Source organism: Myroides sp. WP-1 (assembly GCF_014145635.1).
GTDB lineage: Bacteria > Bacteroidota > Bacteroidia > Flavobacteriales > Flavobacteriaceae > Flavobacterium.
On sequence record NZ_JACHTC010000002.1, the window covers coordinates 195,161 to 208,479 of the forward strand.

A 13,319-nucleotide genomic window follows, 5' to 3' on the forward strand; every position below is an offset into this window, starting at 1 on the left:
AAAGTTGAATTAATGCTAACTTTGCGGAGATATTGAAAGGAAAATAAACTTTATTGTAACATTTGTTGGATCTAATCTACTAATAGACTAAAATATAATACTATGAAATTCTTAAGAAATTTGTTAGCAACCATAGTCGGATTATTTATCTTTTTCGGCTTGTTGTTTTTTATTTTTGTTGCCATTGCGGCTGCGGCAGGAAGCTCAGAAAAAGTGATTGTTAAGAACAACTCCGTTCTTAGCTTAGACTTGTCAACTGTGCAATATGATTACGGAGGGAAATTTAGCTATAAAGATTTTAGCTTTAACGATGAGAATAAAGATGGCGTATCTGATGTGTTGATGGCTATCGAACAAGCGAAAAACGACGATCGAATCAAGGGGATTTCCATGTTAAATAATGTGTCTACATTAGGATTTGTTCAGCGTAGAGAAATTAGAGAAAAATTACAAGATTTTAAATCAAGTGGAAAATTTGTTGTTTCTTATGCTAATGTGCTAACACAAGGAGAATACTACCTGAGTTCAGTAGCAGATACAGTATATGTAAATCCTGTAGGAGGAGTTGATTTTCGCGGATTATCAACTGAAATTCTATATTTAAAAGGATTGCAAGATCAAACAGGAGTACACATGGAGGTCATTCGTCATGGGAAGTATAAAAGTGCGGTTGAACCTTACTTAGAAAAGCAAATGAGCGAGGCTAATAGAGAACAAATTACAGTATTCCTAAATTCAATTTGGAGTACACTTGTAAATGACATTTCGAAAAGTAGAAATATTAGTATCGATCGCTTGAATGAGATTGCTACAAATTTAGCTGCTCGAACACCAGAACGCGCTTTGGAGGTGAAACTTGTGGATAAGGTAGCGTATGAGGATGAATACCATGCCGGAATTAAAAAAGCACTTGCTGTCGCACAAGATAAAGAGTACAATAAAATAGATATTTTGGAGTATATCAAAGCAGGTGGACCAACTACTAAAAAAACAACTAGTGATCAAATTGCGGTGATCTATGCGCAAGGGCAAATTTTAAGTGGAGAAGGGAATGTAAGCTTTATCGGTGAAGGGTCTATCAATAGAGCCTTGCAAAAAGCGCGTAAAAACGATAAAGTAAAAGCAGTCGTACTGCGTGTAAATAGCCCAGGAGGTAGTGCTTTAACTTCAGAACTTATCTGGAGAGAAATTGAATTGACGAAAAAGGTAAAACCTGTCATCGTATCAATGGGTGATCTAGCTGCTTCAGGTGGATATTACATCGCTTGTGGAGCAGATCATATCTTTGCTGACCCTGCTACAATCACTGGATCTATTGGCGTATTTGGGATGTTGCCAAACTTTAGTACACTAGCAACGAAATATGGCGTGAATGCGGAACAAGTAAAAACACATCAAAATGCAGCTTCATATAGCCCATTTAGAAAAGTAGACGAATCATTCAAATCGGAAATAACAGAAAGTATTGAGTTTATTTATGAAACGTTTGTTAATCGCGTGGCTGCAGGTCGTGGGATGACTTTCGAAAAAGTAGACGAAATCGCACAAGGACGTGTTTGGACTGGAATCGATGCAAAAGAAAAAGGTTTGGTTGATGAATTAGGCGGATTAAATGATGCAATTGCCTATGCAGCAAAAAAAGTTGAAATCGATGACTATAAAGTGGTAAGTTATCCAGAGTATGAGTTAAAAATCAACGATTTATTGCGCAATTTTTTAGGCGCTTCTATTATGCAAACACAAGATGAATTGCTGAAAGAAAAAATTGGACAAGAAAACTTCGAAATGATGGAACGATTAAACTACTTCAACTCGCTCAAAGGCGCACAAGCAATTATGCCGTTCGAAATTAAAATTCAATAGGTTAAGATTTACTTAATATACGGAAAGAGTCAACCCAGCACATGGAGTTGACTCTTTTTTTTGTTATTTTGTATAAAAATAATTGATTATGAAGAAGAAAATTTGGTTATGGATTGGTGGTGTTGTGCTAGGTATATTCCTATTACTCCTTGCTGCACCATTCTTGTTTAAAGGGAAAATTCAGGATTTAGTATTAAAAACAATCAATGACAACTTAACAGCGACAGTTTCGTTTGATAAGGTGAATTTGAGTTTGCTAAAAAACTTCCCAAAGGCAACGGTTAGTATTGAAGGATTAACTGTCGTTAATACGGCTCCTTTTGAAGGGGATACGCTGGTTTATGCACAGACAATAGGATTGAAAATGTCAGTGATGGAATTGTTCAATGGAGCAAATGAACCCATGAATATTGAGGAAATTCAATTAAAAGATGCCAAAGTCAATGTCATTGTTAATGAACAGGGAATTGCCAACTATGACATTGCCCTGAAAGAAGATGACGATAAAGAAGATGACGATGATAAAGAAGACTCTCCTTTTTCTTTAGCATTGAAGCATTATCAGATTGAGAATTCAACTATTGCGTACACTGATTTGAGCTCTAAAATGAAAGTGGTGATCGATGAATTTAATCACGAAGGAAAAGGAAACCTAACAGCGAACGTTTTAGATTTAGATACAAAATCTCAAGCGAAGGTTTCTTTTGTGATGGACGGAACTTCTTTCCTAAATCAAGTGCAACTTTCTTTGGATGCGATGATTGGTATGGATATGGATCAACAACGCTATACATTTAAAGAAAATAAAGCTTTAATTAATCAGTTGCCTCTAAAATTTGATGGTCAAGTACAACTGGTAGAACAAGGACAAGCTTTCGATTTGTCCTTTGCAACACCTGATTCGGATTTTAAAAACTTTTTGGGATTAATTCCAGAGGCTTATGCAGGTGGTTTAAAAGGAGTTACTACAACAGGTGATTTTAAAGTAGCAGGGCAAGTAAAGGGAATGCTAACGGAAACAACAATTCCAACCTTAGCGATTGAAATGGCAGCGAATAATGCTTCCTTTAAGTATCCTGATTTACCTAAAGCTGTTGAACAGATTGTTTTGGATATGAAAGTTGTCAATACAACAGGTTTGATGAAAGATACATATGTCGATTTGAATACGTTTTCTTTTAAGATTGATCAAGATGTATTTAAGGCCAGTGCCAATGTGAAAAATATTACAGAAAATCCTTTAGTAGATGCGAAGTTGAATGGTATTATAAATTTAGCAAATGTAACAAAGGCTTATCCTGTAAAGATGGATATTCCACTAACTGGAATTTTAAAAGCTAATGTGACAACAAATTTTGATATGAACTCGGTAGAGAAGAGCCAGTATCAAAACATCAAAAATGCTGGAGATATTAGTTTGTCTAATTTTCATTTTGCTTCTGATGCAATGGCAAAGCCATTGGATATCAAAGAAGCAGCGATTTCGTTTAATCCCAATCACGTTAGCTTAAATAAATTCGCTTTAGTTACTGGACAAACCGATGTAACAGCCGATGGACGTTTGGATAATTTATATGGCTTTTTGTTTAATAAACAAACACTGAAAGGGAACTTTACAGTTCATTCTTCTAATTTTATCTTAGCTGATTTATTGAAAGAAGATACTGCAGCTTCTACAACGGATAAACCAAAAGAACAAGTTCAAGCAACAGCCGAAGCTTTAAAAATACCAGCTTTCTTAGATTGTACAATTAATGCAGATGCGAAAACTGTTGTATACGATAATCTGACGCTAAAAAATGTAAAAGGACGTTTGATTGTCAAAGATGAAACCGCGCGTTTAGAAAATATGACAACGGATATCTTTGGAGGGAAATTGGCATTTGCTGGCGATGTGTCAACCAAAGAAAAACAACCAAAATTTGCTATGGATTTGGGCCTTCATACACTAAATATTAAAGAAACATTTACGCAATTTGAATTCTTGAAAAAAATCGCGCCAATTGCGGGGATTATAGCCGGAAATATCAATGCAAATATCAAGTTGAATGGACAGTTAGAAGGTAGCAATCTTTCACCTATTATGAATACACTTACAGGTGATCTGACAGGTGAAATCTTAAATTCACAAGTAAATGTTGCTAATTCAAAACTACTTTCTTCTTTAGATTCGGCAGTGAAGTTTATCGATTTGAGTAAATTGGATTTGAACAATAAACGCATTCACTTAAAATTTAAAGATGGAAAAGTGCAAGTATCTCCTTTTGATCTGAAAGTGAAAGACATGAATGTTCAAATTTCGGGAGAACACGGGTTTGATCAACAAATGAACTATGCCTTAGACTTTAAAGTACCAGCTAAGATGTTGGGGTCAGACGTTGCTAATATCCTTTCAAAATTGAGCCCACAAGAAAGTGCTAAATATGACGCTATTCCTGTTAAAGTTGATTTGACTGGAAATTTTAGCGCACCAAAGGTAGGAACGAATATGAATGAAGTAGTTACTAATCTTACGAAGCAAATTGCAGAAGATCAAGCAAATAAATATCTTGATAAAGGAAAAGATGCCTTAAAGGATTTACTCGGAGGAGGAACTAAAAATAAAGATAATGCAGAGGCAGGAGAAGGAGAAAAGAAAAAGAGTGAAACAGAAGAAGCAGTTGATAAAATAGGAAAAGGATTGAAAGATCTCTTTGGAAAAAAGAAAAGTGAATAAGTAAAAGGAGTGAAGCATTTTATTGCTTCACTCCTTTTTTAATGACGTGTATTTATTTGTTTATAATGTTTTTTTAAATTTATTTTGTCACAAAAAAGAATTATTTTTGTGACAAAATAAACTAGTTTAAAATGGTAAAATCAGTTCAAAATCAAATCGAAAACAAAATCGTACAATCCTATAAAGGACATGTTTTTTTTGCGGATGATTTTACCGCTTATGGCACAGCTGATAATATTCGACAAGTGCTTTTTCGACTTGAAAAGAAACAATGTATAGAACGAATTGCACAAGGTATTTACGTCAAACCTAAAGAAGATCATTTGTTGGGAAAGTTATATCCTAGTATAGAAGAGATTGCTCAAAAAATAGCCAAACGAGATCAAATTAAAATCGCACCTACTGGAGTTATGGCGCAATATTTGTTGGGATTAACTACTCAAATCCCCTTGAAAGCGGTTTATTTAACAGATGGTTCCCCTCGAAAAATTGCTATAGGCAGTAGAACTATTTATTTTAAACGCACAGTACCTAAAACATTTTTGATTAAGGATAAGTTATTATTTCTCCTTGTGCAGGCATTGAGAGCAAAGGAAAAAAAAGAAATTACTCCTTCTTTTCTCAATCTGCTGTTGCCTGCTGTAAAACAAGTAGGTCAAAATGCACGAGAGACCCAGCTGAAACACGCTCCAAGATGGATTCAAGAAATAATTAATCAACTTTATTCGTCAACGGTGTATGTGGAATGACCTGGAAAAAGAACAAAAAAAAATAGTCATAGAGCAAACGAGTCTTTCTTTGGGGATACCTCTTTTTGCGGTTGAAAAAGATTGGTGGGTATGTATTGTACTAAAAGCTATTTTTCAATCGAAATATGCAAATTTTGTTTTTTTTAAAGGAGGTACTTCATTGAGTAAGGCCTATCATTTAATTGATCGTTTTTCAGAGGATGTTGATTTAATTCTTGATAAAAAAGTACTAGGTTTTGATTCGGTTTCTTCAAAAACCAAAATAAAACAAGTAAGAAAAGCTTCAGGGAGTTTTATTATTAACGAGTTTAGGAAAGAGTTAATCGTGCAATTAGAAGCGTTAGGTATCTCTTCTAATCACTATAGAATTGAATATAATCTACATGTAGATGATACAAGTGATCCTAATACATTAGCGATTTTCTATTCATCAATAGTTCCTGATCCTTCAAATTATATTCAAAAACGAGTATTGTTAGAAATAGGAGCACGGTCATTAACAGAACCTATTGAGTTGAAGGACATAATGTCTTTCTTGGATAAACATTATAGTTCTGCTTTTTTTTCGATGGCTTCATTTAGCGTTCAGACTGTACTTCCTACTCGAACTTTTCTAGAAAAAGTATTGTTATTGCATGAGGAATTTTCTAAACCTATTGATACTATTCGAACAGAGAGGCTATCAAGACATCTCTATGATGTAGAGTGTTTGATGAGATCTCCTTATGGTTCACTCGCTATTGCAGATGATGTGTTATTTGATTTATTAGTAGAACATCGTCAGCTAATGACACCCATAAGAGGGTTAAATTACAGCAATCATAAAAAGGGTAAACTCAGTATTTTACCACCGGAAGAAGTGATGAATCGTTGGAAGACTGATTATGCTACGATGCAAGAATATATGATTATTGGTGAAAGTTTACCTTGGGTTGAATTGTTGAGAAGAATAAAAGATATTGAAAATAAACTGAACAGAAATGAAATATAAAAAATGCCCCAAAAAGAGTCTAACTTTTTTAGGGCACTTCTATTAGCTTCCTTTTATTATTCAATGTCAATTTGTACAACGTACCCTTCATAGGTTCTAATATTGAAAACAGTTCCGTCTTCAAATAGTAAATACTGACCTTTAACTCCTTTTAAAACACCTTGATAGGAAGGCGTTTTATCTAAGTTTAAACTTTTTATTTTAGAGGGAAATTCCAATACTGGATAGTTCAATTGATATACTTCTGCTGCGGTAGAAGCAAAGTAAGGCTGTACTTCTTCAGGAAGTTTATCGACCAATGTATTTCTTACGCTTACTAAATCGGTATCAATGATGTCATTTTGCAACATTTTGCGCCAGTTAGTTTTGTCTGTAAAGAGATCTTTCAATGCAACTTCAGTGATGCCTGCTAAATAGCGATTGGGAACTTCTACCAGAGCAATAGCACTTGAGGCTCCTTGATCAATCCAACGCGTAGGTACCTGTGTTTTTCTCGTTACTCCAACTTTAATGTCACTAGAAGCAGCAAGATAAACGATGTGAGGTTGTAGTTGTACTTTGCTTTCATAATCCAAATCACGGTCTGCGATACCTAAGTGAGCTGTACTCAATTCTGGACGCATAATCCAATCACCAACAGCTGGACTTGCATAAAAACACTCATAACAAAATCCTTGACGGAATATTTTTTTGTGTACTCCACAGTTCAAACACTCATAATCAACAAATGTAATTTTGAGCTGTCGATCAAGTACTTGGTTTAAATTAATGAAGTTATTTTGAAAGACTAAATAGTATTCAATCGGACTGCTCCATTCCGTTTGCATTTTGTTTAAAACTCCTTCGTATAGCATAAATAAAATTGTTATTTTTGGGTAAGGAGTAAAAGTACGAAAACAATTTTTATTGTTTAGATACCCTTTTTATAAGGAAAAGAAGATTACTTTATTAATAATGTAAATATGGCGCTGACAATTGTTAATTCTATTGCTTCATGGATTCTTAAAAAGAGAATTCATCAAATAGATTTATTTCGAAAGTACCCAAATGAGGTACAAAATGATGTTTTTTTAAGCTTAATCAAGGCAAATGAAAAAACGTTACTAGGTAAGCAATATGATTATGCTAGTATTAAAAGCTATGAAACATTTGCAGAACGCGTACCGATGTATACGTATGAAGAATTTGAACCTTTTATAGAGAGAGCAAGAAAAGGCGAAAACAATATTTTTTGGTCAGAACCTATTCGTTGGTTTGCTAAATCTAGCGGTACAACAAATGCCAAGAGTAAATTTATACCTGTAAGTAATGAAGCATTAGAAAATTGCCATTATAAAGCGGCAAAAGACCTTTTGTGTTTGTATCTAAATAACAATGAAAACTCTCAATTGTTTACAGGAAAAGGACTTCGCTTAGGGGGAAGTAAACAGCTGTATGAAGATAACAATACAATTTTTGGAGATTTATCAGCTATTTTAATCGACAATATGCCTTTTTGGGCGGAGTTTAGTAGTACACCTTCCAATAAGACTTCGTTGATGGCAGAATGGGAAACTAAAATGAATGCGATCATCAAAGAAGTACAAGATGAAAATGTTACTAGTTTTATGGGAGTTCCTTCTTGGATGTTGGTCCTTTTTAATAAGATTATGCAAGAAACAGGAAGAGGAAGTTTGCTAGACTTGTGGCCTAATGCAGAAGTATATTTTCACGGAGGGGTTAGTTTTGAGCCCTATAAAGAACAATATCAAAAATTATTACCTAGTGATTCATTTAAATACTATGAGATTTACAATGCATCGGAAGGTTTCTTTGCGATTCAAGATCAAAACGGATGTAACGAGCTCTTATTGATGTTGGATTACGGTATTTTTTACGAATTTATTCCTATGGATACATTCGGTACAAGTAACCAACGAATAATATCTTTAAGCGATGTTGAATTGGGTAAAAATTACGCCATGCTCATTACAACTAATGCAGGGTTAGTACGTTATTTAATTGGAGATACTGTCCGCTTTACAAGTCTATTGCCTTATCGAATTAAGATTACAGGACGAACAAAACACCATATTAATGTTTTTGGTGAGGAGTTGATGGTTGAGAATACAGATCGAGCATTAGCTAAAGCGTGTTCTTTATTTCAAGTAGAAATTGCCGAATATACAGTAGCGCCAATTTTTATGGTAGGAAAAGAGAAAGGAGCACACGAATGGATCATTGAATTTACGAAAGCACCACAAGATTTAACCAAGTTTGCTGAGGTATTAGATCAGTGTATTCAAGAGGTGAATTCTGATTATGAAGCGAAACGCTACAATAATATGACATTAAATCCATTGGTGTTGCACCAAGCTCGTCAAGGATTGTTTTATGATTGGTTGAAGGTAAGTGATAAATTAGGAGGGCAACACAAAGTTCCACGTTTATCAAATGAAAGAAAGATCATGGAAGAATTGCTAGATCTAAATAAATAAAAAATAGAAACGAATATAAAAAAGAAAAGCCCCCACCTTGTGGGAGCTTTTTTTTATTGCTAGCTAAAATTATTTAGCAACTTCTTCTGTAGCTGGAGCTTCTGTAGCTGGAGCTTCTTCTGTAGCAGGAGCCTCTTCAGTTACAACTTCTTCAGTTGCAGGAGCTACCTCAGCTGGTGCTACTACTTCTTCTGTAGTTGTTACTTCTTCTTGAGCTGGTTCTTTTGCAGTGTCTTTACAAGAAACAAAAGATACTCCCATCATAGCTACTAAAGCAATGCTTAATGCGATTTTTTTCATTTTACTAAAGTTATAAAAGTTAATTATTAATTCGATACAAATATAGAAAATATATTATTCAATAATTTGTTTTTGTAAAATATTTTTCTATAAAAATTTATTTTATAAATAACTGAAAATCAACTAGTTATTTTTTGTTGTTTTTCGGATTTACCAATTTCATCTCATTTATCAGGTGTTTTGCATCTGCAAACTTGTCAATGATGAATAAAATATAGCGAGCATCTACCATAATATTTCTACATATAGCAGGATCATAATAGATGTCACTCATGGTACCTTCCCAAACGCGATCAAAATTTAATCCAATTAAATTTCCATGAGCATCGATTGCCGGACTACCAGAGTTTCCTCCTGTAGTGTGGTTTGTAGCAATGAAATTTACAGGTAATTTTCCGTCTTCTCCATATACTCCATAATCTTTTGTATTGTAAAGCTCAATTAGTTTAGCTGGTACGTCAAATTCGTAATCTCCAGGAACATATTTTTCAATGATTCCTTCTAAGTGTGTTACTGGCTCGTAGTAAATGGCGTCTTTAGGTCCGTAACCATCAACTTTTCCATATGTTACACGTAATGTACTATTTGCATCAGGGAAAATTCTAGCATCAGGATAAAGTTCCAACTGTGCTTTCATATAGGTGCGTTGAAGGGCTTTAATCTCGCGATCTAATTCTTCGTATTTTGGAAGAATGTTTGTTTCGTAGTTGTCAAATAAACTCTTTGCAAAAACATATCCTTTATCTGCTTGTAAGGCTGCTTTTACTTGGTTTGCGTCTCCATGTAATAATTCTTTCAAACCTTCGTAAGAGGTCAACTTACTTTGTGTGTAAATTTCTTGTGTTAGAGAAGCTACATCTGCTTGTTGTAACGCAGGAGCTAAATAAGCTTTTGGCGCATGTTCTTTATACAAAGTAACAATAGCTTTGAATACATCTTGGTCTACATTTTTATTGTAGTTTTTGTAGAAGCGCTCTTGTGATTGTAATAGATTGTTTTTTCTGCTTTCAAATTGCGCTTGATTGTCTAAAGCACGTTCAACAGCCGATAAACGCCAAGCTGTAGCTAGTAATTCTCCATTGCGCAAAGCAACTTCCATGAAGTAATCTCTACTTAATGAATACGGTGCAATTTCGCGATATAATTTTTCGAATTGGGGTAGAATAGCTGTGTATTCTTTTGCGTTTTTACTTTTCTTTGCTCTAGTAATAAAGTCTTGTTCAAAGGTTTTTTTAGCTGCTACTGCGTTGCTCTTTTTTAATCCTTGGCTTTCTCCAATCCACTTTTTCCAATAATTAGCTGTTCCAGCATATTTAGAGGCGTATTGAATTTTGATCGCTTGATCATTACGCATGTATTCATCTGTGATCTTTAAAGCAACATCTCTTACTCCAATTTTAGCCGGATTTAAGTCATTGATGATTTGTTCAATCGCATAAGAAGGCAAGTACTCTTGCGTTTGTCCAGGATATCCAAATACCATAGTGAAATCATCTTGTGCAACTCCATCTAATGAAATAGGGAAGAAGTGTTTCGGAGTGTAAGGAACGTTGTCTTTAGAATAAGCAGCAGGTCGATTGTTTTGATCTGCATAAATGCGGAATAAAGCAAAATCTCCCGTGTGACGTGGCCATACCCAGTTGTCCGTATCAGAACCAAATTTACCAATAGAAGAAGGCGGTGCTCCTACCAGACGAACGTCTGTAAATGTTTCTGTTACAAATAAAATATATTGATTCCCTTCGTAAAAAGATTTAATCTTGTTTTCTTGCCAATCTTTTTTAGGAAAAGTAGCAACAGTACGAGAAATATTCGCTTTTATTTTTTCTTGTTTTTGGATTTCTGTATCCTTTGCTTTTATTCCGTGCATAACTGCAGCAGTAACATCTTCAATGCGCACAATAAAAGTAACTTCTAAGTTGTCATTTGGCAATTCTTCTGCTTGGGATTTAGCCCAAAAACCATCTGCTAAATAGTCGTGTTCTACTGAAGAGTGCGATTGAATTTGACCATATCCACAATGGTGATTTGTCAATAGTAGTCCTTGTGCAGAAATGACCTCTGAAGTACACCCTCCATTAAAATGAGGAACCGCGTCTTTCATGCTGGAATTATTTACATCGTAAATATCCTGAATTGACATTTTCATTCCTAAGGTTGTCATTTCTTTTTCATTCATCCCTTCTAATAATGAGGGAATCCACATTCCTCCTTGTTGTCCATAAACAGGAACAATAAGAAGTGCAACGAGCAGTTTAAATGCGTTTTTTAATCTTAAGTTCATAAAATTGTTCGTTATATTTTTATGCAAGGCAAGATACAACTATTCATCTAATAGGTGCGATAGTTTGACAACGCTTCCTTTATTTTAAGTGTATTTTGAGAAAAAAAACATACTTTTTTGAAGTGATGGTAAATAAAAATGTGGTTTTTAATAGTGTATCAGATGAAAATTAAAGTGAAATCACTTAGATATTGCATTATTACTAGTTTTTCTTTTACTTGGTCTGACTGTAATTAAAAGCCGTTTACTCATGTGACAATTGGCGAATCGCAAAGCGTGTTAAAAAAAAGAGGATTCAATAGTCGTTTCTATTAGGGGGGGAGAAAAAACCGAAATCAACCTTAAATAGAAATGCAATAGATAAAAAATCAAGTATTTAGTAGCTTAGTTTTTAGAAATCAAATAAAAACTGTTGTGTCAATCGATAATTTGACTTATCTTGCTCATTCGGTATTGACCTAATTTTTATATACCTCTAACTTTCTATAAGTTACCTATAGTGTAATTATTAATTCATAGTATAAAAGGTAAGTAAACAAAAGTGTTTACTTACCTTTTTTTGTCTTTTAAAGGATATCTCCGGTAGTAGTTCACTAAGTTATCAACATTCTTTTTTAATTTCAATTGATCTGATTGTTAATAACTTTTTTGATTTCTTTTAATTGGTTTTTGTTTTGTAACTACTTGTTTTTTAATTAAATATATGTTTGAATATCTTTTTTGTTGCAGCTTTATTGGCTAGAATAAACGAGGAACTGATATCATTTAATTCACAACGATATGCATCATTTGTTAATAACTTTGATAAATTGTTAATAAAGTCATCTTCGTTGTTGATAACTATACAACTACCCAGTTGAATAAGGTCTTTTGCCTCTTGAAATTTCTTGAAATTCGGTCCGATAAGAATAGGGACACCAAAGGTTGCTGCTTCTAATATATTGTGAATTCCTGCACCAAATCCGCCACCGACGTAGGCAATAGTAGCATAACTGTATGCTTTAGTCAATAAACTATAAGCATCGATAATGTAAACTTGGGTTTGACTTAAATCGGTTGTCCCTGCTATATAGTTAGAATGAAGTTGCTTGGGTTTTTGTATGGATTCATACAGTTGTTTAATTTGTTCTGGTTTGATATTGTGTGGGGCAATGACAATTTTTAATTCGCTATCTGCTGTTTGGTTGATATAGTCAACGATAATCTTTTCATCTTGTGGCCATGAGCTTCCTACAAGGAGTGTTTGTTTGGTTTTTCCTTGTGTAAGTTCCTCTAAAAAAGGCAAAGTGTTGTCATTCTCTAAGATCTGACTTACACGATCAAAACGCGTGTCACCCACTACTTCACTGTTGTTTAATTGTATGCTAGATAGCAATTCTTTAGATTGTTGATTTTGTACAAAAAAATAGGTAAACGCAGTCAATGCCTTTCTGTAAAAACCACCATACCATTTAAAGAATACTTGATTAGGCCTGAAAATACCCGATATCAAATAGGTTTCAATGGATTGTTTTTTTAATTGATCAAGATAATTTGGCCAATACTCATATTTGACGAAAAATACTTTTTCGGGATGAACTAGTTTGAGAAAAGTTTCCGCATTCTTTTTCGTATCCATTGGTAAATATAGCGTTGCGTCTGCCAGTGTGTTGTTTTTTTTAACCTCATACCCCGAAGGCGAAAAAAAGGTGAGTACAATTTTATGGGTAGGAAATCGCTTTTTCAGTTCTTCCATAATAGGAAGCCCTTGTTCATATTCTCCTAAGGAAGCAACGTGGATCCAAAATACGCGGTCTGCAGGATTAATTTTTTGTTTTAAAATAGAGAAAGACGCTTGTCGTCCCTGAACAAATAACTTAATCTTTGCATTAAATAACGCAATGATTGGCAAGATTGCCACGGAAATATGAATAAGTAGATTGTAAAGAAATAGCATATA

9 protein-coding genes are annotated in these 13,319 nt (G+C 34.1%); 5 read left to right on the top strand and 4 right to left on the bottom strand.

Features of this window, described 5'->3' with window-relative positions; genetic code table 11:
* The first annotated feature begins 102 nt into the window (after positions 1 to 102).
* The 4 genes from sppA to H4K33_RS02535 all read left to right on the top strand — a co-directional run bounded on the left by sppA (position 103) and on the right by H4K33_RS02535 (position 6,319).
* Positions 103 to 1,863: a signal peptide peptidase SppA gene (gene sppA / locus H4K33_RS02520; RefSeq protein ID WP_182646932.1), complete on the top strand. Its 1,761-nt coding sequence runs from the start codon at positions 103 to 105 to the stop codon at positions 1,861 to 1,863.
* Positions 1,864 to 1,951: 88 nt separating this feature from the next.
* Positions 1,952 to 4,579 carry an AsmA-like C-terminal region-containing protein gene (locus H4K33_RS02525; RefSeq protein WP_182646933.1) on the top strand — a complete coding sequence of 876 codons (2,628 nt, stop codon included), beginning with the start codon at positions 1,952 to 1,954 and terminating at the stop codon, positions 4,577 to 4,579.
* 131 nt (positions 4,580 to 4,710) lie between these two features.
* Positions 4,711 to 5,328 (top strand): DUF6088 family protein, encoded by a 618-nt coding sequence (locus tag H4K33_RS02530; protein ID WP_182646934.1) that lies wholly within the window; start codon positions 4,711 to 4,713, stop codon positions 5,326 to 5,328.
* The gene (locus H4K33_RS02535) at positions 5,318 to 6,319 is read left to right on the top strand and encodes a nucleotidyl transferase AbiEii/AbiGii toxin family protein (protein ID WP_182646935.1); all 1,002 of its coding nucleotides are present in this window, start codon (positions 5,318 to 5,320) and stop codon (positions 6,317 to 6,319) included. Before H4K33_RS02530 ends, H4K33_RS02535 begins: the two co-directional genes overlap by 11 nt.
* A 56-nt stretch (positions 6,320 to 6,375) precedes the next feature.
* Here the strand turns inward: H4K33_RS02535 and H4K33_RS02540 are convergent, their stop codons facing one another.
* Complete coding sequence (locus H4K33_RS02540; protein ID WP_182646936.1) at positions 6,376 to 7,173, bottom strand: DUF2797 domain-containing protein; 798 nt, start codon at positions 7,171 to 7,173, stop codon at positions 6,376 to 6,378.
* A 108-nt stretch (positions 7,174 to 7,281) separates the two neighbouring features.
* Between H4K33_RS02540 and H4K33_RS02545 the strand changes: the two genes are divergently transcribed.
* Complete coding sequence (locus H4K33_RS02545) at positions 7,282 to 8,796, top strand: GH3 auxin-responsive promoter family protein (RefSeq protein WP_182646937.1); 1,515 nt, start codon at positions 7,282 to 7,284, stop codon at positions 8,794 to 8,796.
* A 69-nt stretch (positions 8,797 to 8,865) separates the two neighbouring features.
* On the opposite strand, the gene H4K33_RS02550 is transcribed toward H4K33_RS02545, so the two are convergent.
* The 3 genes from H4K33_RS02550 to H4K33_RS02560 all read right to left on the bottom strand — a co-directional run bounded on the left by H4K33_RS02550 (position 8,866) and on the right by H4K33_RS02560 (position 13,316).
* Complete coding sequence (locus H4K33_RS02550) at positions 8,866 to 9,096, bottom strand: hypothetical protein (RefSeq protein WP_182646938.1); 231 nt, start codon at positions 9,094 to 9,096, stop codon at positions 8,866 to 8,868.
* A 127-nt stretch (positions 9,097 to 9,223) separates the two neighbouring features.
* On the bottom strand, positions 9,224 to 11,380 hold the full coding sequence (locus tag H4K33_RS02555; protein WP_182646939.1) for a S46 family peptidase: 2,157 nt from the start codon (positions 11,378 to 11,380) through the stop codon (positions 9,224 to 9,226).
* A gap of 691 nt (positions 11,381 to 12,071) precedes the next feature.
* Positions 12,072 to 13,316 (bottom strand): 3-deoxy-D-manno-octulosonic acid transferase, encoded by a 1,245-nt coding sequence (locus tag H4K33_RS02560; RefSeq protein WP_182646940.1) that lies wholly within the window; start codon positions 13,314 to 13,316, stop codon positions 12,072 to 12,074.
* Positions 13,317 to 13,319 lie beyond the last annotated feature (3 nt).